This window comes from Pseudomonas sp. FW305-28, from assembly GCF_017351395.1.
GTDB classification, from domain to species: domain Bacteria; phylum Pseudomonadota; class Gammaproteobacteria; order Pseudomonadales; family Pseudomonadaceae; genus Aquipseudomonas; species Aquipseudomonas fluorescens_AA.
In genome coordinates, this window is record NZ_JACNDD010000071.1 from 13070 (window position 1) to 33136 (window position 20067).

Genomic DNA, 20067 nt, shown 5'->3' on the forward strand with positions numbered 1-20067 from the left:
GAGGGTTATACTCGCCGCATCAAGCCATTATCGGTTTCCCAAAGGTCGAACCATGCCCATGCGTAACGATGCCAACGACGACTTCGATGATGTACCGAGCCTGCGGATGCGGGCCGACATTCCCGATGACGATGATTTCATGCCCAGCCGCCAGCCCCACGTGCAAGCGCGCCCGGCGCCCGTTGCCGCGGCCAAGGTCAAGGGGGCCAGCACCGGGCCGCTGTGGGCGTTGGTCGGCGCGCTGCTGTGTGCATTCGGTTTCCTGGCCTGGTGGAGCTTCCAGCAGATTTCCCTGATGGAGCAGCAGTTGGTGGCGACCCAGGAAAGCTTCGCCCGGATCAGTGAGGATGCGGCGGGGCGCTTGCAGGACATTTCCGGCAAGGTGGTCGCCGGGCAGTCCAACGTCATGAGCGACAGTGAAGCCTTGAAGCTGCAGATCAAACAGTTGGACACCAAGCTGCAGGAACAGGGGCGGCAGTTCGACGGCAAGCTGCAGGAGCAGTACAAACTACAGCAGGCCACGTTCGGCCCCTCTGCCGACCTGGACAAGGAACTGGCCCAACTCATCGCCCAGGCCTCGGAACAGCAGAACACCAACACGCAGTTGCAAGCGTCCAACAAGGAACTCCAGGCCCAGGTCAAGGCGCTGGTGGCTGAAGTGACCGCCCTGAAGAGCCAGGGCGAGGGTGGTGCCTTGGATGCCCAGCTCAAGAGCATCGGTGCTGACATCACCGCCCTGAAAAGAGCCACCTCAAACTCTGCCATCGACCGCCTGGAACAGGACGTGATCGTGCTCAAGAGCCAGCAGGACAAGGGCGGCAACACGGCCGAGTTCGACGCCTTCCGCGGTCAGGTCACCCGTAACATCAACACCTTGCAGGCGCAGATCCAGAACTTGCAGCAGCAACTCCGCGCTGGGGCTCAATAAGCCGTTTGTGCGCGCCAGTGCGCATCATTTCTGAATGTGCCGCCGCTATCGCGAGCAAGCTCGCTCCCACAGGGTCAGCACCCTCCAATGTGGGAGCGAGCTTGCTCGCGATGACATCCTGTCAGTCAATATCAATACCCACTGACTCACCAGGCTCCCCAGCAATCCCCTGAATACTCCAACATCACCCCACGCCGTCTACGCTCTTGAAACACCAACAAGAACGAGGGGCGCACGCATGGGTTTTTTTCACAGGATGGCCTGGCTGGGTGCAATGCTCATGCTGGGGCTGGCTCAGGCCCAGGCGGCCACGGCGGACGATGGCCAGGCGGCCCGGGCGCTGCTGGAGAAGGCCTTGGCCTATTACCACGACAACGGCGACAAAGCCTTTGCCGCGTTCAGTCGCCAAGGGGAATTCGTCGACAAGGATCGCTACGTGTTCGTGGTGGATACCCAGGGTGTGATGCTCGCCAGCGGCGGGCCGTCCCAGGCGTTGATCGGGCGGGACGTGTCCGACGTGCTGGGGCCGGATTTGCGCAAAGCCTTCAAGGACGCCTTGAAAACCCCCGAGGCCAGTGGCATCCAGCAAGCCGAGTACCGCTGGCAGAACTGGGCGGACGGCAAGGTCGAGCGCAAGCATGTGTATTTCCAGCGTGTCGGCGAGCGAATCCTGGCTGTCGGCTACTACCTGCCCCGGGCTTCCGCCGAACAGGCCAGGGCGTTGCTGGACAAGGCTTCGGATGATCTGCTGAAAAACGAGAAGGCCACGCTGACGGCGGTCAACTCCCTCAAGGGCGGTTACCTGCAGGATGACTTGTATGTCTTTGTCGTCGACCTCGATACCCGGCGCTATGTCGGCCATGGCACCAATTTGCGCTTGATCAATACCGACTTCGCCAAGGTCAAGGACCCGGATGGCAAACCGGTGGGCGAGCCGATCCTGGCGTTGATCGGGAAACAGGGCGAGGGAGAGTACGAGTACCGCTGGAAGAATCCGGTGACCGGCAAGGTCGAGGATAAACACGCGTACCTGAAGAAGGTCGGGCATTTCCTGGTGGCGGTGGGGTATTACAGTCCTTGATGCGAGGCGCTGGACATTGTGGCGAGGGAGCTTGCTCCCGCTGGAGTGCGCAGCGCTCCCCAAAAAAGGGGGCTGCTACGCAACCCAGCGGGAGCAAGCTCCCTCGCCACAGGTGAATCCCAACAGCCTTCAGACGGCGGCAATCAGCCCGCCACCAGCACCCGAATCGCCTCCAGGCGCAACGCCGCCTTCTCAAGCATCGCCAAGCCTTGCTCGCGCTGTTGGCGCAGGGCCACCAGCTCGCTGTCGCGCACGGTCGGGTTGACCGCTTGCAGGGCGGTCAGGCGGGCCAGTTCCTCGTCGGTATCGGCGGCCAGGCGACGCTGGGCCTCGGCCACGCGTTCGGCGTGGCGCGGGGCGATCTTCTCTTCGCCAGCGTTGATCCGTGGCGTGAGCTGGTCGCGCTGGGCCTGGATGAACTTGTTGGCGCTGGCGCGGGGCACGCTTTCGAGTTGGTCGTTCAGGGTTTCGAACGAGACCCGGGCGGCCAGGTCGTTGCCGTTGGCGTCCAGCAGGCAGCGCAGGGCGGCCGGCGGCAGGTAGCGGCCCAGTTGCAGCGAGCGCGGGGCGACCACTTCACTGACGTAGAGCAGCTCCAGCAACACGGTGCCGGGCTTGAGGGCCTTGTTCTTGATCAGCGCCACCGCGGTGTTGCCCATGGAGCCGGACAGCACCAGGTCCATGCCGCCTTGCACCATCGGGTGCTCCCAGGTGATGAACTGCATGTCTTCGCGCGACAGCGCCTGGTTGCGGTCGTAGGTGATGGTCACGCCTTCGTCGTCGCCCAGGGGGAAGCTGGCGTCGAGCATTTTTTCGCTCGGCTTGAGGATCAGCGCGTTTTCCGAATGGTCCTCGCTGTCGATACCAAAGGCGTCGAACAGGGTTTCCATATAGATCGGCAGGGCAAACTGGTCGTCCTGCTCGAGAATGGCCTCCACCAGCGCATCGCCTTCACCGGCACCGCCGGAGTTGAGCTCCAGCAAACGGTCGCGACCGGTGTGCAGCTCGGCTTCCAGGCGCTCGCGTTCGGCACGGGCCTCGTCGATCAGCGCTTGCCACTGGCCATCGTCGGCTTCTTCCAGCAAGGGCAGCAGGCGCGGGCCGAACTGGTGCTGCAAGGCGTTGCCGGTCGGGCAGGTGTTGAGGAAGGCATTCAGGGCTTCGTGATACCACTGGAACAGCCGCGCTTGCGGGCTGGTTTCCAGGTAAGGCACATGCAGCTCGATGGTGTGCTTCTGGCCGATCCGGTCCAGGCGGCCGATACGCTGCTCCAGCAGGTCCGGGTGCGCCGGCAGATCGAACAGCACCAGGTGATGGGCGAACTGGAAGTTGCGGCCTTCACTGCCGATTTCCGAGCAGATCAGCACTTGGGCGCCAAACTCTTCGTCGGCGAAATAGGCCGCCGCACGGTCACGCTCCAGGATGTTCATGCCTTCGTGGAACACCGTGGCCGGGATGCCGGAGCGCACGCGCAAGGCATCTTCCAGGTCCATGGCCGTTTCGGCGTGGGCACAGATCACCAGCACCTTGGTGCGCTTGAGCATCTTCAGGGTGTCGATCAGCCACTCGACCCGCGGGTCGAAACGCCACCAGCGTTCTTCTTCGCTGGCGTCCGGCTGGGCCTGGAAGCTGACTTCCGGGTACAACTCGGCGTGATCGCCCAACGGCAATTCGAGGTATTCGTCCGGGCAAGGCAACGGGTAGGCGTGCAGCTTGCGCTCGGGGAAGCCCTGCACAGCGGCGCGGGTGTTGCGGAACAGCACGCGGCCAGTGCCGTGACGGTCCAGCAGTTCGCGCACCAGGCGGGCGCTGGCTTCGACATCGCCATCATTGACGGCGGTCAGCAAGGCTTCGCCTTCGTTCCCCAGGAAACCCTGGATGGTCTTGTGGGCTTCGGGCGAGAGGCGGCCTTTGTCCAGCAGCTCCTGCACGGCTTCGGCCACCGGGCGATAGTTTTCGCTCTCGGCGCGGAAGGCCTTGAGGTCATGGAAGCGGTTCGGGTCCAGCAGGCGCAGGCGGGCGAAGTGGCTGTCCTGGCCCAGCTGTTCCGGGGTCGCGGTGAGTAGTAGCACGCCTGGGATGGTTTCGGCCAGCTGCTCGACCAGGGCGTATTGCGGGCTGACCTGGTCTTCGTGCCACACCAGGTGATGGGCCTCGTCGACCACCATCAGGTCCCAGCCGGCGGCGAACAGCGCGTCCTGGGCCTTCTCATCGTCCACCAGCCACTCCAACGCCACCAAGGCCAGTTGAGTGTCTTCGAACGGGTTGCTGGCGTCGCTTTCGATGAAGCGTTCTTCGTCGAACAGCGCGACCTGCAGGTTGAAGCGCCGGCGCATTTCCACCAGCCATTGATGCTGGAGGTTTTCCGGGACCAGGATCAGGATGCGGTTGGCGCGGCCGGACAGCAACTGACGGTGGATGACCAGGCCGGCCTCGATGGTCTTGCCCAGGCCCACTTCGTCGGCCAGCAACACCCGCGGCGCAATGCGGTCGGCCACTTCACGGGCAATGTGCAGTTGGTGGGCAATGGGCTGGGCACGTACGCCGCCCAGGCCCCAAAGCGAAGATTGCAACTGGCGACTGGTGTGTTCCAGGGTGTGGTAGCGCAGGGAGAACCAGGCCAGCGGGTCGATCTGCCCGGCGAACAAACGGTCGCTGGCCAGGCGGAACTGGATGAAGTTCGACAGTTGAGTCTCGGGCAGGGTGACGACTTCGTTCTGCCCGTTGAGGCCGTGGTAGACCAGCAGGCCATCGACGTCATCGACCTCGCGCACGGTCATTTTCCAGCCTTCGAAGTGAGTGATCACATCGCCCGGCGAAAACCGTACACGGGTGAGGGGCGCATTCCGTAGCGCGTACTGGCGAGTGTCGCCAGTGGCCGGATAGAGCACGGTCAACAAGCGGCCGTCCTGTGCCAGAACGGTGCCTAAACCCAGCTCGGCTTCGCTGTCACTGATCCAGCGTTGCCCCGGTTGATACTGCTGCGCCATGCTGCCTGACTCCCGCCTTGAAAAAGCCGGTTATCTTAACGGAAGGATCCTTCAGACCAAAGGATTTACGTACGCTGATTCATTACCAACGGCACGGAACTTACGCTTGCCCAGCGATCAAACAAGCTCGGCCCTGGTGAACGGTGCAATTGCCAACTGGGTCACAAGTTTCGGACCGGCGGTTCAAGCTGCCACTTTAACCGCCGACAACCTGAAGACAGGAGAACTTTATGTTGCCACCCATGCTCCCTTTGAGCGCTGTACCCATCACCGCTCAACAGGATCCGGTTCGCCAGCGACCGGACATACCGCCCGTGGTCCCGGTGCAGCAAAGCTCCAACGAAAGCACCATTGACCTGCAAAAACGCGACCCGGAAGAGACCGCGCTGCTGCTGCGCGAGGAGCAGCGACGCCAGCAGGAACGCAACCGTCGTCGCCGCGAGGCCGATGAAGACCCAGAAGTACACCTCGCCGTACCGGGTACCGAGCTCAACGCCGACAACACCGTGCCAGTGGTGCCGCTGATAGACGACGAGACGCGCCAGGGCCTGTGGGTCGATATCCAGATCTGATCCAGGCGCCTGCCTGCACGCACAGGCTGGTCAACGCCGCCAACAGCCCGCATCATGGGCGCATCCGCAATTCACTGCACGATGCCCACACGCCATGAGCCAAGACGACAAGCTGATCGACCTCAGTGCCGAGCGCGCCAAGCGCGTTCACGACCTCAACGAAAAACGCCTCAATGAAGTCCGCCAGGCTTTCGAGCAGGCCATGCCGTTGGGTAAGCCCAAGAAAAAGCCGAAAAACAAACCGAAAAAGCGCTGAACCCCCTCGATCCATTGATGCAGATCAGTTATTTCCCCACCTTTGCGCCCCGTCGCGGGCGTTATTGACCCCGGTCAATTTTCATCCAGGCCTGATTGGTTACCTTGAACCCATCGCAACAGGGGCAAGACCAGGAGGCCAGTCATGTTTTTCGATAATGTGGTGTTTGCCGGGGTGTTGACGGTCGGCCTCATGTTCGTGTTTTTCGCAGGTTTCGGATTATTCATCTGGAAAGACGCACACAAGCGGAAAAAACCGTAGGTCTTTCCAGCTACAACGAGCACGCAAGGCATTTTGGGCGACTTCGGTCGCCCTTTTTTTTGGGGCAAATTTTCCCAGTTCCACACAAAACCATTGTGGGAGCGAGCTTGCTCGCGATAGCGGCGCTCCAGCCGCCATTGATATGGACTGACCTGACGCTATCGCGAGCAAGCTCGCTCCCACATGGGGTGGGTGTTTTGGGCATAAAAAAAGGTGCGAACCGCAAGGGTCGCACCTTTTTTGTCAGCCGCAGGAGTCAGCTGCCCAGGGCCTTGGATGCCAGCCAGAACAGCCCGGCCGACAGGGCCACCGTCGCCGGCAGGGTCAGCACCCAGGCCAGCAGGATGTTGCGCACGGTGCCACCTTGCAGGCCGCTCTTGTTGGCGACCATGGTGCCGGCCACGCCCGAGGACAGGACGTGGGTGGTGGAAACCGGCAGGCTGAAGATGTTCGCCGCGCCGATCATGCACGCCGTGGTGATCTGCGCCGACATGCCCTGGGCGTAGGTCATGCCTTGCTTGCCGATCTTCTCGCCGATGGTCAGCACTACACGCTTCCAGCCGATCATGGTGCCCAGGCCCAGCGCCAGGGCGACCGCCAGGATCACCCAGAACGGAGCGTACTCGGTGGTGGCGGTCAGGTCCTTGCGCAGCTTGTTCAGGTCGTCTTTCTCACGAGCGGCCAGGCCCGGCAACTTGCCGACCTTCTTCGCCGTGTCGTCCAGGCAAAGCAGGTAGCGACGAACCTCGATGCGTCGTTCCGACGGCAGCGAATGGTAGTCCGCCACGCCTTTGAGCGTGTCGAGCAGGGCATTGATGGTCGGTTCGGTCTGTTGCGGGTTGCAGCGGAATTTCTCCGGCAGATCGCCTTCCACACTTTTGCCCAGCGCCAGGAATTCACCCAGGGACTCGTTGTTGCGTTGGTAGAACTGGCTCAGGTGCAGCGTCGCGTCTCGGGTCCGTTCGATCTGGTAGGTGGTGCTGCCCAGGTCGAGTACGAACTGCGCCGGCACGATACCGATCAGCACCAGCATGATCAGGCCGATACCTTTCTGGCCATCGTTGGAACCGTGGACAAAGCTGACGGCCATGGCCGAGATCACCAGGACCAGGCGATTCCAGAACGGCGGGTGCTTCTTGTCGTCGATCTGGCGGCGCTGTTCCGGTGTCTTGTGCATCTTCGACAGCGGGCGCCACCATTTCAGGCCGATCAGCACCAGGGCGGCGATCAGGAAACCGGCCATGGGCGAGAACACCAGGGAGGCGCCGATATCGATCGCCTTCTGCCAGTTCACCCCATCGGCCAACGGGATATCGTTGATCAGCGCGTTGGCCAGGCCTACGCCGAGGATCGAACCGATCAACGTGTGGGAACTGGATGCCGGGATACCGAAGTACCAGGTGCCCAGGTTCCAGGTAATGGCCGCTGCGAGCAGCGAAAACACCATGGCCAGCCCGTGTCCGGTGTTCACATTGATCAGCAGCTCCACGGGCAGCAGGTGAACGATGGCGTACGCCACCCCCACGCCGCCCAGCAGCACACCGAGGAAATTGAACACACCGGAAAAGAACACCGCCAGGTGAGGCGGCATAGCCTTGGTGTAGATAACAGTGGCAACCGCGTTAGCGGTGTCATGAAAGCCGTTGATGAACTCGAAGGCGAGGACAAAAGCCAGGGCGAGCAAGAGGCTCACAAGCACCCAAGCATCCAGTCCGCTGAATAAATCGATCATGAAGGTTTTCTGACCCGGTCGTAAGGGGGCGCGATTATGCCAGAAAACCTCGGTAATCGATGCACTGCCTGCTCATCGGTAACATTCTTCAACGAAATAATTTGTAGGAAAGCCTCAAGCGCGAGGTTTTCCAAGGGGTACGTAACCCCTTGATTCAGGGGCGCAAAGCGCATCCGGCCAGGATCGCCGTCAACCGTAGGACGCCTCGAGAAATTGTATGAAATATCTGAAAAGGAGGTCGGCCATGACCCTTCCCGATTGTCGGACGGAGAGCGGATGGCGGCCCGCTCATGGCGGGCGTGCGCTATGGCTTCCGGCCAGCGTGGCGACCGGAGACCTCTTCACAAGAACATCGGGCCCGGAGCGTCACTGCTCTTCGGCTTTGAGTTCTTTTTCCATTTTCTGAAGTTCCTGGGTGAAGGCCTGGTCCTGAACGGTGGCGCGCTTACGCCAGGGTTTGCGTTCCGGTTCAGGTTGCGCGGCGTAGGTGGTGACCTCCCCGCCGTAAACTTCCTTGTAACGTTGTTCCTGGCGCTCAAGTTCCGCGCGCAGTTCGTCTTTCGTCACAGTTCTACCTAAATTAAATGAAGTTGAATCTGGTGATACGCACTGCATGTGGACATGCAGACGGCCACGGCACCAGAGCTGACAGCTGACGTAGCATCAGGCTTCGCGTTGTTGCCAAGCAGGGGAAGCGACCATGAAGGTGCTTCGGGCACCAGGGTCGTGACCACGATGCCTGCGTACGGGAACGATCGATCGACCGTACCGTCGCTGTTTTGCATTATAGCGGCCCAGCCGAATAACACTATCGGGAAAAAGTAAAAGGCGTTGTTGTTGTGTGAACTCATGTTTGTATGTGCAACTTGTACTGCCGCTCGCAGAAGATACCGGCTAATGCCGCTATCCAGATGCCATTCCCGCCGACAAGTTCAATATTGCTAACGTTGTCACGTCAAACCGTGTGTCACTGTTTCCCGCAAACTTACTATCGATCGCGTTCGCGGCAGGCCGCTATTGGACCCAGGCCTGATTGCGATTATCGGTCGACGGTTCGATAATCGAACGATCTTGGCCGGCGGCCCTTGCTTGCCCGTCGGGCAGCCGCTTGAATAGCCGTCACTCCCGGGGAAGGATCAGACATGAACGACCAATTGCGCAATGCCTTCACTTCCGTAGCGCCACCGATCGTCGCCTCGCCGGCCAAGCGGATCCAGGCCCTGACCGGTGATCCCGATTTCATGACGTCCCTGGCCCGCGGGTTGGCGGTGGTCCAGGCCTTCCAGGAGCGCAAGCGGCACCTGACCATCGCCCAGATCAGCCACCGCACGGAAATCCCCCGCGCCGCCGTCAGACGTTGCCTGCATACCTTGATCAAGCTTGGCTACGCCACCACGGACGGGCGCACCTATTCGCTGCTGCCCAAAGTGCTGACACTCGGTCACGCCTATCTGTCCTCCACGCCCCTGGCCGTTTCTGCCCAGCCGTACCTGGACCGCATGAGCGAGCAACTGCACGAAGCCTGCAACATGGCCACGCTCGAAGGCGACGACATTCTCTACATCGCCCGCTCCGCCACCACCCAGCGCCTGATTTCGGTTGACCTGTCGGTGGGCGGGCGCCTGCCAGCCTATTGCACCTCGATGGGCAGGATTCTCCTGGCGGCGCTGGATGATGCGTCGCTGCGCGACTACCTCGACCACGCCGACCTGCAAGCCAAGACCAGCCGCACTTTGCATACACCCGAAGCGTTGCTCGAGTGCCTGCAACAGGTGCGGCAGCAGGGCTGGTGCATCGTCGACCAGGAACTGGAACAGGGCCTGCGTTCGATTGCCGTGCCGGTGTACGACGCTTCTGGTCAAGTGGTGGCCGCGCTCAACGTCAGTACCCATGCCGGGCGGGTCAGTCGCAATGAGCTGGAACAGCGCTTCCTGCCAGGCCTGCTGGGGGCCAGTCGCGACCTGAGCGCGCAACTGTTCACTTAAGCTGTTCGATAAACGCACACAGTCGGCGGCGATGAATTGACGGTATTTGCCTGGCCTCATTAATGTCGCGCAGCGTCATCCGGCGTGTTTCGCCGGTCTCTGATTCGTTCGCCTGCGTTTCTTGCGTGGAATAAAAATAAAATGAACCAGCCTCAGACCTCCGTAGGCCACTGCCTCGATGTGCAGTCCTTCATCAATGCCCAGCCCATTTCGCGCTATCAGTGGCGGGTGGTGATCCTCTGTTTCCTGATTGTGTTCCTCGACGGCCTCGATACTGCCGCCATGGGGTTTATCGCCCCGGCCTTGTCCCAGGACTGGGGTATCGATCGCGCCAGTCTCGGCCCGGTGATGAGCGCTGCGCTGATCGGCATGGTGTTCGGCGCGCTGGGCTCCGGGCCGCTGGCTGACCGCTTCGGGCGAAAAGTCGTACTGGTGGGCGCGGTCCTGCTGTTTGGCGCGTTCAGCCTGGCGTCGGCCTACAGCACCAACGTCGATCAATTGCTGGTATTGCGTTTCCTGACCGGCTTGGGCTTGGGCGCCGGGATGCCGAACGCCACCACCTTGCTCTCGGAATACACCCCGGAACGCAAGAAGTCCCTGCTGGTGACCAGCATGTTCTGCGGTTTCAACCTGGGCATGGCTGGCGGCGGGTTTATCTCCGCCAAGCTGATACCGGCGTTTGGTTGGCACAGCCTGTTGCTGATTGGTGGGGTCCTGCCGTTGATCCTGGCAGTGGTGTTGCTGTTCTGGCTGCCGGAATCGGCGCGTTACCTGGTGGTGCGCAATCGCGGTACCGACAAAGTGCGCAAGACCCTGGCACCGATCGAGCCACACACGGTTGCCCAAGCGACGAGCTTTAGCGTGCCGGAACAGAAAACCGTGAAAGCCCGCAACGTGCTGGCGGTGATTTTCTCCGGCACCTACAGCGCCGGCACCTTGCTGCTGTGGCTGACCTATTTCATGGGACTGGTGATCGTCTACCTGCTGACCAGTTGGCTGCCGACCTTGATGCGCGACAGCGGCGCGAGCATGGAACAGGCCGCGTTTATCGGCGCGTTGTTTCAATTCGGTGGTGTGTTGAGCGCCGTCTTCGTCGGTTGGGCGATGGACCGGTTCAATCCGCACAAGGTCATCGGCCTTTTCTATCTGATGGCCGGGTTGTTTGCCTACGCGGTGGGGCAGAGCCTGGGCAACATCACCTTGCTCGCCACACTGGTGTTGGTGGCCGGCATGTGTGTCAACGGCGCGCAATCGGCGATGCCTTCCCTGGCGGCGCGTTTCTATCCGACCCAGGGCCGGGCCACCGGTGTCTCGTGGATGCTGGGTATCGGTCGCTTCGGGGCGATCCTCGGGGCCTGGATGGGCGCGACCCTGCTGGGCCTGGGGTGGAACTTCGAGCAGGTCCTGACGGCCCTGGTCATTCCGGCGGCCCTGGCGACCGCGGCGGTGGTGATCAAAGGCATGGTCAGTCATGCGGATGCGACCTGAGCCAGGGCTTAAGCCTGTAAGTAACCCGGTGGGAGCGAGCTTGCTCGCTATAGCAATGTGTCAGCGGGTGATGCCTGTCTGATCCACCGCCATCGCGAGCAAGCTCGCTCCCACAGGGATCTCTGTGTACTGGGATATATCGATAGCCAAACAACAATCCGTTCGATAAACGAACACTCAGTCGATTATCGGATTGTTTGGCCTTTTCCCGCAGCTTAATCTTCAGTCACTCCGGCGCTTAACCTCGCGCCTTTTTTCTTCATGTCGGTCTACTGGAAAACGGGAGCCTGCCCCATGGCTGAAATCCTTTCGCTGCACGACGCGGTGAAGCAATTCGTCAACGACGGCGATACCGTCGCGCTCGAAGGCTTCACTCACCTGATTCCTACGGCGGCGGGTCATGAAATCATTCGCCAGGGCAAGAAAAACCTCACCCTGGTGCGCATGACACCTGACCTGATCTATGACCAGTTGATCGGCGCCGGTTGTGCTCGCAAATTGATTTTCTCCTGGGGCGGCAACCCTGGCGTCGGGTCGCTGCACCGCTTGCGCGATGCCGTGGAGAAACAATGGCCGCACCCACTGGAGATTGAGGAGCACAGCCACGCCGACCTGGCCAACGCCTACGTCGCCGGCGCCTCCGGCCTGCCATTCGCGGTGTTGCGGGCTTACGCCGGCTCCGACCTGCCGAAGGTCAACCCGCTGATCAAGAGCGTAACCTGTCCCTTCACCGGTGAAGTATTGGCCGCCGTGCCTTCGGTGCGCCCTGATATCACGGTGATCCACGCCCAGAAAGCCGACCGCAAGGGCAACGTGCTGCTGTGGGGCATTCTCGGTGTGCAGAAAGAAGCCGCCCTGGCCGCCAAGCGTTGCATCGTCACCGTGGAAGAAATCGTCGACGACCTGAATGCGCCGATGAACGCCTGCGTCCTGCCGACCTGGGCGTTGAGCGCGGTGTGCCACGTACCGGGCGGCGCCCATCCGTCCTACGCCCACGGCTACACCGAGCGTGACAATCGCTTTTATCAGGCGTGGGATCCGATCGCTCGGGACCGTGAGACATTTACCGCATGGATCAACGAATACATCCACGGCACTCGGGATTTCAGTGAATTCCAGGCCAGACTGGCAGCTGCTTCGCAGGTGAAACCATGACCTACTCCACCAACGAAATGATGACCGTCGCCGCGGCGCGTCGCTTGAAAAACAATGCCGTGTGCTTCGTTGGCATCGGTCTGCCGTCGAAAGCGGCGAACCTGGCGCGGTTGACCTCGTCGCCGGACGTCGTGCTGATCTACGAATCCGGCCCGATCGGTGCCAAGCCCAGCGTGCTGCCGCTGTCCATCGGCGACGGTGAGCTGGCGGAAACCGCCGATACCGTCGTACCGACCGGTGAGATTTTTCGCTACTGGCTGCAGGGCGGGCGTATCGACGTCGGTTTCCTTGGCGCGGCCCAGGTCGACCGTTTCGGCAACATCAACACCACGGTGGTGGGCGACTACCATCAGCCGAAAGTCCGCCTGCCGGGTGCCGGTGGCGCACCGGAAATCGCCGGCTCGGCCAAGAGCGTGTTGATCATCCTCAAGCAGTCGGCGCGTTCGTTTGTCGACAAGCTGGATTTCATCACCTCGGTCGGCCATGGTGAAGGTGGCGATTCGCGCAAGCGTCTCGGTCTGCCGGGCGCAGGGCCCGTGGGCATCATCACCGACTTGTGCATCATGGAACCGGAAGCCGGCAGCCACGAATTCGTGGTCACCGCGCTGCACCCCGGCGTGACCCGCGAGCAAGTCATTGCGGCCACCGGGTGGGCGATCCGTTTCGCCGACCAGGTGCAAACCACCGCCGAGCCGACCGAGGTGGAGCTGCGTGCACTGCGCGACCTTGAAGCTCGCACCGCGGCGGCCCACGGCCAGGCACCGGGAGAAGCCTGATGCGCGACGTTTATATCTGTGATGCGATTCGAACCCCCATCGGTCGGTTTGGCGGCGGTTTGTCCGCGGTCCGCGCCGATGACCTGGCGGCTGTGCCGATCAAGGCGCTGATGGAACGCAACCCATCGGTGGACTGGAACGCGGTGGACGAGGTGTTCCTCGGCTGCGCCAACCAGGCTGGCGAAGACAACCGCAACGTGGCGCGCATGGCGCTGCTGTTGGCGGGCCTGCCGCAGAGCATTCCCGGTGTGACCCTCAATCGTCTTTGCGCCTCGGGCATGGACGCCATCGGCACCGCGTTCCGCGCCATCGCCAGCGGCGAAATGGAACTGGCGATCGCGGGCGGTGTGGAGTCGATGTCCCGTGCGCCGTTCGTGATGGGCAAGGCTGACACCGCGTTCTCCCGCAACATGAAGCTGGAAGACACCACTATCGGCTGGCGCTTCATCAACCCGTTGATGAAAGCCCAGTACGGTGTGGACGCGATGCCACAGACGGCGGACAACGTGGCCGACGATTACGCCGTGTCCCGCGCCGACCAGGACGCTTTCGCCTTGCGCAGCCAACAGCGCACGGCGGCGGCCCAGGCGGCGGGTTTTTTCGCCGAAGAAATCGTGCCGGTGCGCATCGCCCATAAGAAAGGCGAAACCGTGGTCGAGCAGGACGAGCATCCTCGCGCCGACACCACGTTGGAGACCTTGAGCAAACTCAAGCCGGTCAACGGGCCGGACAAGACCGTCACCGCCGGCAACGCATCCGGCGTGAACGACGGCGCAGCGGCGCTGATCCTGGCCTCGGCCGAGGCGGTGAAAAAACATGGCCTGACGCCTCGCGGCAAAGTGCTGGGCATGGCCAGTGCCGGCGTCGCTCCACGGGTGATGGGCATCGGCCCGGTACCGGCGGTACGTAAGCTCACTGAGCGCCTGGGCCTGGCGGTCGCCGATTTCGATGTGATCGAACTCAATGAAGCGTTTGCCAGCCAGGGCCTGGCGGTGCTGCGTGATTTGGGGCTGGCGGACGATGCGCCGCAGGTCAACCCGAACGGCGGCGCCATTGCCCTCGGCCATCCGCTGGGTATGAGTGGGGCGCGTTTGGTGATGACGGCGTTGCACCATCTGGAAAAGACCGGCGGCAAGAAAGGCCTGGCGACCATGTGTGTCGGCGTCGGCCAGGGTCTGGCATTGGCCATCGAACGCGTCTGACGCGTCGCTCTACTAATAAGAAACCGAGGAATGCTTCATGACTGACAAGCCTGGTTATCGTCGCCCCCAAGCGGGCACCCAGCCGGAGTATCTGCACCCGCCGTACCAGTCCACCAACCTGCGCTCGCCGTCCAAGCCATTGGTGTTCCTGCCGCATTCGTTGTCGGAAATCACCGGTCCGACTGTCGGCGCCGACCGCGTGCAGGAAAAGGACTACGACCTGACCGCCCAGCATGCCGGCGAGCCACTGGGTGAACGGATCATCATTCACGGGCGCGTGCTGGATGAGCACGGTCAGCCGGTGCCGGGCATCCTGGTGGAAATCTGGCAGGCCAACGCCGCCGGTCGCTACAACCATGACCGTGACAACCACGACGCGCCGCTGGACCCGAATTTCACCGGCACCGGTCGCACTGTCACCGATGCTGATGGTTGGTATCAGTTCCAGACCATCAAGCCTGGCGCCTACCCTTGGGGCAACCATCACAATGCCTGGCGCCCGGCGCATATCCATTTCTCCCTGTTCGGGCCGAGCATCCTGACGCGCCTGGTGACGCAGATGTACTTTCCTGGCGATCCGTTGCTGGAGTACGACCCGATCTACAACTGCGTGCCGGACACGAGTGCCAAGGAACGCCTGATTTCCAGTTTCGACCTGGAAAAAACCATCCCTAACTACGCCCTCGGTTATCGCTGGGACATCGTCTTGCGCGGCCGCGATGCCACGCCGATGGAGAAATAAGATGACGCTCACCGCCACCACGTCCCACACCGTTGGCCCGTACTACCACATCGGCCTGACCTGGCTGAACCGCGAAGACCTGACTGTCGCCGAAACCCTCGGCCAACGCGTGGCGATCACCGGGCAGGTGGTCGACGGCAATGGTCAGTTCGTCAACGACGCGATGCTGGAAGTCTGGCAGGCGAACGCCGCCGGCAAATACGCCCACCCGGAAGACGACCAGGACAAACCCCTGGACCCGCATTTCGAAGGCTTTGGCCGAGTGCCGGTAGATGCCGAAGGGCGTTTTCGCTTCACCACCATCAAGCCGGGCACCGTACCGGGGCTGGCAGGCACGACTCAGGCACCGCACCTGGTGGTGCTGGTGTTCGCTCGCGGGCTGGTCAAGCATTTGCTCACGCGCATCTATTTCGACGGCGAACAGGCCAACGAAACCGACCCGCTGCTGGCCTGCGTCCCCGAAGAACGTCGCGGCACAATCGTGGCCAAGCCTGATGCGTCGGGCGTGTACCAGTGGAACGTGATCCTTCAGGGCACAGATGCCGAGACGGTGTTCTTCGATTACTGAGTCATGATTTTCCTGTGGCGAGGGAGCTTGCTCCCGCTGGTTTTGTAGGAGCTGGCGAAGCCTGCGATCTTTTGATCTTTCATTTGGGACTCAAGCGCTTGTGGAAAGATCGCAGCCTCGCTTCGCTCGACAGCTCCTACGGGGCAAGCCAGCGGGAGCAAGCTCCCTCGCCACAGGGGATATGAACCCAGCCCAGAAGTGTATGAACCCACAGGACCACAGCAATGGCATGAACCCTGTGGGAGCGAGCTTGCTCGCGATGGCGGCGCTATAGGCGCTACCGTTTGAAAGACTGTTTGTGGAACGGGATTGTTACGAAGTGTGTCTAGACTTTGTCCATTCCCCAACGAGTGAATAATCCATGGCCACCCCAATCATCAGCCACTACACCGGCGAAGAACGCAGCAAGCGCATCTTCGCCATCGTCGGTGCTTCATCCGGCAACCTGGTCGAATGGTTCGACTTCTACGTCTACGCGTTCTGCGCGATTTATTTCGCGCCGGCGTTCTTTCCGTCCGACAACCCGACGGTGCAACTGGTCAACACGGCCGGTGTGTTCGCCGCCGGGTTCCTGATGCGACCCATCGGTGGCTGGATTTTCGGCCGGGTGGCGGATCGTCACGGGCGCAAGAATTCGATGATGATCTCGGTGCTGATGATGTGTTTCGGCTCGTTGCTCATTGCCTGCCTGCCCACCTACAAGGACATCGGCGTCTGGGCGCCGGTGCTGCTGTTGTTCGCGCGTTTGCTGCAGGGCCTGTCGGTGGGCGGCGAATACGGCACCACCGCCACCTACATGAGCGAAGTCGCCCTCAAGGGCCAGCGCGGTTTCTTCGCCTCGTTCCAGTACGTGACGTTGATCGGTGGGCAACTGCTGGCGGTGTCGCTGGTGGTGATCCTGCAACAGTTTCTCAACGAAGACGAACTGCGTGCCTACGGCTGGCGGATCCCGTTCGTGGTCGGCGCCGTGGCCGCATTGATTTCGCTATTCCTGCGGCGGTCCCTGAAGGAAACCAGCAGCAAGGAAATGCGTGAGAACAAGGATGCTGGCAGCATCGCGGCGCTGTTTCGCGACCACAAGGCCGCGTTCGTCACCGTGCTGGGCTACACCGCCGGCGGTTCGTTGATTTTCTATACCTTCACCACGTACATGCAGAAATACCTGGTGAACACCGCCGGCCTGCACGCCAAGACCGCCAGCTACATCATGACCGGCGCGCTGTTTCTCTATATGTGTATGCAGCCACTGTTCGGCATGCTGGCGGACAAGATCGGCCGGCGTAATTCCATGCTTTGGTTCGGTGGCCTGGGGGCGTTGTGCACGGTGCCGATCCTGCTGACCCTCAAAAGCATCAGCAGCCCGTTCCTGGCGTTTATCCTGATCACGCTGGCGCTGGCAATCGTCAGTTTCTACACCTCCATCAGTGGCCTGGTGAAAGCCGAGATGTTTCCACCTGAAGTGCGAGCGCTGGGAGTAGGGTTGGCCTATGCGGTGGCCAATGCGATTTTTGGCGGATCGGCCGAATACGTCGCCTTGAGCCTGAAAGCCCAAGGCATGGAAAACGCTTTTTATTGGTATGTCACGGTGATGATGGTCGTGGCATTCCTGTTCAGCCTGCGCCTGCCCAAGCAACCGGCGTATTTGCACCACGACCTTTGACCCAACCGCGCCCGGCCGTGAGGCCGGCGCACCCAAGGACTGTTTATGAGCGAACGACCGGGCAATCAGCTGTTCGATGCCTACTTCACCGCCCGCGACATGCGCGAGGTGTTCTGCGATGCGGGGCGGGTCCAGGCCATGCTGGATGTCGAAGCCGCTTTGGCCCGGGCCGAGGCGCGGGTGGGCTTGATTCCGCAAAGTGCCGTGGCGTCGATCGAAAAGGCCTGTCGCGCCGAGTTTTATGATTTTTCGACGTTGAGCGAAGCAATCGCCAGCGCTGGTAATTCGGCAATTCCGTTGGTCAAGGCGTTGGGCAAGCGCATCGCCGCCGAGGATGCCGAAGCCGAGCGCTACGTGCACTTGGGCGCCACCAGCCAGGACGTGATGGACAGCGGGCTGGTGCTGCAACTGCGCCAGGCGTTGGGCCTGATCGAGGGCGAGTTGGCGCAACTGGCCGCCATCCTGGCCCGACAAGCCGAACGCTACGCCACCACACCGCTGGCCGGACGCACCTGGCTGCAGCACGCCACGCCGGTGACCCTGGGGATGAAAATCGCCGGTTGGCTGGGGGCGATCACCCGCAGTCGCCAACGCTTGAAAGAACTCAAGCCACGCTTGCTGGTGCTGCAATTTGGCGGTGCTTCCGGAACCCTCGCCGCCTTGGGTGAACACGCCTTGCCCGTCGCCGAAGCCTTGGCCGCCGAACTGCAACTGACCCTGCCCGAGCAGCCGTGGCACACCCAGCGCGATCGTTTGGTGGAGTTTGGCGCGGTGCTGGGGTTGATCGCCGGCAGCCTGGGCAAACTGGGCCGTGATATCAGCCTGTTGATGCAGACCGAGGCCGGTGAAGCGTTCGAGCCTTCGGCGCCGGGCAAGGGCGGTTCGTCCACCATGCCCCACAAGCGCAACCCGGTGGGCGCGGCGGTGTTGATCGGTGCGGCGACGCGAGTACCTGGTTTGTTGTCGACGCTGTTCAGCGCCATGCCCCAGGAACACGAGCGCAGCCTGGGCCTGTGGCACGCCGAATGGGAAACCTTGCCGGAAATCTGCTGCCTGGTCTCCGGTGCCTTGCAACAGGCGCGACTGCTGGCCGAAGGGCTGGAAGTGGATGCGGCGCGCATGGCCCGCAATCTGGAATTGACCCAAGGGTTGGTGCTGGCCGAAGCCGTCAGCATTGTCCTGGCCCAGCGTGTCGGGCGCGATACCGCCCATCATTTGCTGGAGCAATGTTGCAAGCGCGCCGTGGCCGAACAGCGGCATCTACGCGAGGTGCTGGGAGACGAACCCCAGGTCACCGCGCAGCTATCGGCAACCGAGATTGATCATCTGCTCGACCCGGCGCACTACCTCGGACAAGCCCAGACCTGGGTCGTCCGAGCCGTGGCCGAACACCTTGCCTTGAACGCCTGAAAGGAGATTGTTGTGGGATTCGTCAAACTCGCCGAGGGCGATCTGAACTATTGTTTTGATGAGCGGCGACTGGACGGGACGCAAGACGCCCCGGTGCTGGTGCTCTCCAACTCACTGGGCACTGATTTGCACATGTGGGATGAGCAGGTCGCGGCCTTCAGCGAACACTTTCGTGTGCTGCGTTTCGACACTCGCGGCCATGGTCAATCGCTGGTCACCGAAGGCCCCTACAGCATCGAGCAGCTCGGACGCGACGTGCTGGCGATGCTCGATCAGTTGAACATCGATAAGGTGCATTTCTGTGGCTTGTCCATGGGCGGGCTGATTGGCCAGTGGCTGGGGATCAATGCCGGCGAGCGCCTGCACAAACTGGTGGTGTGCAACACCGCTGCCAAGATCGGCGACCCGTCGGTGTGGAACCCGCGCATCGAAACCGTGCTGCGCGACGGCAAGGATGCGATGGTGGCGTTGCGTGATGCTTCGATCGCCCGCTGGTTTACCGCGGATTTTTCCGAGGCTCATCCTGCGAAGGTGAAGAAAATCACCGACATGCTCGCTGCCACATCGCCCCAGGGCTACGCGGCCAACTGCGCGGCCGTGCGTGATGCCGATTTTCGTGAGCAATTGTCGTTGATCCGTGTGCCGCTGCTGGTGATCGCCGGCACCGAAGACGCGGTGACACCACCGTCGGGTGGGCACTTCATCCTGGAGCGGGTCAGTGGGGCCGAGTACGCCGAGTTCTACGCCGCGCACCTGTCCAACGTCCAGGCCGGCGCTGCGTTCAGCACCCGGGTGCTGGATTTCCTGCTTGATTCCAGCCGCGTCTGAGGAGTTCTTTGTGGACGAGAAACAACGTTACGATGAAGGCATGCAAGTACGCCGCGCGGTACTGGGCGATGCCCACGTCGACCGCAGCCTCGATGCCCTGACCGAGTTCAACAGCGAATTCCAGGAGATGATCACCCGCCATGCCTGGGGCGACATCTGGACCCGCCCAGGCCTGCCGCGCCATACCCGCAGCCTGATCACCATCGCTATGCTGATCGGCATGAACCGCGCCGAAGAACTCAAGCTGCACCTGCGCGCCGCCGCCAACAACGGCGTGAGCCGCAGCGAGATCAAGGAAGTGATCATGCAGAGCGCCATCTACTGCGGCATCCCGGCAGCCAACGCCACCTTCCACCTGGCTGAGTCGGTGTGGGATGAACTGGGCGTCGAGTCGCGGGCTTAAGTGGGCTTCATTCCCTGTGGGAGCGAGCTT

General features: G+C 61.9%; 19 protein-coding genes. 16 read left to right on the top strand and 3 right to left on the bottom strand.

Annotated features, from left to right (window positions below; translation table 11 throughout):
• The first annotated feature begins 52 nt into the window (after positions 1-52).
• Positions 53-928 carry an ATPase gene (locus tag J4E53_RS17450; RefSeq protein WP_103309400.1) on the top strand — a complete coding sequence of 292 codons (876 nt, stop codon included), beginning with the start codon at positions 53-55 and terminating at the stop codon, positions 926-928.
• Between the two features lie 238 nt (positions 929-1166).
• On the top strand, positions 1167-2009 hold the full coding sequence (locus tag J4E53_RS17455) for a cache domain-containing protein (protein ID WP_103309402.1): 843 nt from the start codon (positions 1167-1169) through the stop codon (positions 2007-2009).
• Between the two features lie 143 nt (positions 2010-2152).
• Here J4E53_RS17455 and rapA read toward each other — a convergent pair whose 3' ends face one another.
• Complete coding sequence (gene rapA, locus J4E53_RS17460; protein WP_060738829.1) at positions 2153-4999, bottom strand: RNA polymerase-associated protein RapA; 2847 nt, start codon at positions 4997-4999, stop codon at positions 2153-2155.
• A gap of 230 nt (positions 5000-5229) precedes the next feature.
• On the opposite strand from rapA, the gene J4E53_RS17465 reads away from it, so the two are divergent.
• From J4E53_RS17465 to ccoM, 3 genes are all read left to right on the top strand, one after another.
• Positions 5230-5571 (top strand): aspartate-semialdehyde dehydrogenase, encoded by a 342-nt coding sequence (locus tag J4E53_RS17465; RefSeq protein WP_103309403.1) that lies wholly within the window; start codon positions 5230-5232, stop codon positions 5569-5571.
• Between the two features lie 94 nt (positions 5572-5665).
• Positions 5666-5827 (top strand): hypothetical protein, encoded by a 162-nt coding sequence (locus tag J4E53_RS17470; protein WP_003184513.1) that lies wholly within the window; start codon positions 5666-5668, stop codon positions 5825-5827.
• Between the two features lie 144 nt (positions 5828-5971).
• Positions 5972-6088 carry a cytochrome c oxidase subunit CcoM gene (gene ccoM / locus J4E53_RS30905; RefSeq protein ID WP_025212288.1) on the top strand — a complete coding sequence of 39 codons (117 nt, stop codon included), beginning with the start codon at positions 5972-5974 and terminating at the stop codon, positions 6086-6088.
• Positions 6089-6344: 256 nt separating this feature from the next.
• On the opposite strand, the gene J4E53_RS17475 is transcribed toward ccoM, so the two are convergent.
• Together J4E53_RS17475 and J4E53_RS17480 are read right to left on the bottom strand one after the other, a co-directional pair.
• Entirely contained in the window at positions 6345-7820 is a 1476-nt protein-coding gene (locus J4E53_RS17475; RefSeq protein WP_060738827.1) for an inorganic phosphate transporter, read from the bottom strand.
• A gap of 366 nt (positions 7821-8186) precedes the next feature.
• Positions 8187-8387: a hypothetical protein gene (locus J4E53_RS17480; protein ID WP_003184509.1), complete on the bottom strand. Its 201-nt coding sequence runs from the start codon at positions 8385-8387 to the stop codon at positions 8187-8189.
• A 575-nt stretch (positions 8388-8962) separates the two neighbouring features.
• Between J4E53_RS17480 and pcaR the strand changes: the two genes are divergently transcribed.
• The 11 genes from pcaR (at position 8963) to pcaC (ending at position 20037) form a co-directional block, all read left to right on the top strand.
• A complete protein-coding gene (gene pcaR, locus J4E53_RS17485) occupies positions 8963-9805 on the top strand; it encodes a pca regulon transcriptional regulator PcaR (RefSeq protein ID WP_003184507.1) in 843 nt (280 codons plus the stop codon).
• Between the two features lie 141 nt (positions 9806-9946).
• Positions 9947-11293: an MFS transporter gene (locus J4E53_RS17490; protein ID WP_103310832.1), complete on the top strand. Its 1347-nt coding sequence runs from the start codon at positions 9947-9949 to the stop codon at positions 11291-11293.
• A gap of 294 nt (positions 11294-11587) precedes the next feature.
• A complete protein-coding gene (locus tag J4E53_RS17495; protein WP_060738825.1) occupies positions 11588-12448 on the top strand; it encodes a CoA transferase subunit A in 861 nt (286 codons plus the stop codon).
• Entirely contained in the window at positions 12445-13224 is a 780-nt protein-coding gene (locus tag J4E53_RS17500) for a CoA-transferase subunit beta (protein ID WP_053182625.1), read from the top strand. Before J4E53_RS17495 ends, J4E53_RS17500 begins: the two co-directional genes overlap by 4 nt.
• Positions 13221-14426 carry a 3-oxoadipyl-CoA thiolase gene (pcaF, locus tag J4E53_RS17505; protein WP_176814202.1) on the top strand — a complete coding sequence of 402 codons (1206 nt, stop codon included), beginning with the start codon at positions 13221-13223 and terminating at the stop codon, positions 14424-14426. The genes J4E53_RS17500 and pcaF overlap by 4 nt, the downstream gene beginning before the upstream one ends.
• A gap of 37 nt (positions 14427-14463) precedes the next feature.
• Positions 14464-15168 carry a protocatechuate 3,4-dioxygenase subunit beta gene (gene pcaH / locus J4E53_RS17510; protein ID WP_060738823.1) on the top strand — a complete coding sequence of 235 codons (705 nt, stop codon included), beginning with the start codon at positions 14464-14466 and terminating at the stop codon, positions 15166-15168.
• Between the two features lies 1 nt (position 15169).
• Entirely contained in the window at positions 15170-15736 is a 567-nt protein-coding gene (pcaG, locus tag J4E53_RS17515) for a protocatechuate 3,4-dioxygenase subunit alpha (RefSeq protein ID WP_060738822.1), read from the top strand.
• A 361-nt stretch (positions 15737-16097) separates the two neighbouring features.
• Positions 16098-17396 carry an MFS family transporter gene (locus J4E53_RS17520; RefSeq protein ID WP_060738821.1) on the top strand — a complete coding sequence of 433 codons (1299 nt, stop codon included), beginning with the start codon at positions 16098-16100 and terminating at the stop codon, positions 17394-17396.
• A gap of 45 nt (positions 17397-17441) precedes the next feature.
• A complete protein-coding gene (locus J4E53_RS17525; RefSeq protein WP_060738820.1) occupies positions 17442-18806 on the top strand; it encodes a 3-carboxy-cis,cis-muconate cycloisomerase in 1365 nt (454 codons plus the stop codon).
• Positions 18807-18818: 12 nt separating this feature from the next.
• Positions 18819-19634, top strand: coding sequence for a 3-oxoadipate enol-lactonase (gene pcaD, locus J4E53_RS17530; protein WP_060738819.1), 816 nt, complete (start codon positions 18819-18821; stop codon positions 19632-19634).
• Between the two features lie 10 nt (positions 19635-19644).
• Positions 19645-20037, top strand: a complete 393-nt coding sequence (pcaC, locus tag J4E53_RS17535; protein WP_060738818.1) for a 4-carboxymuconolactone decarboxylase — start codon at positions 19645-19647, stop codon at positions 20035-20037.
• The last annotated feature ends 30 nt before the right edge of the window (positions 20038-20067 follow it).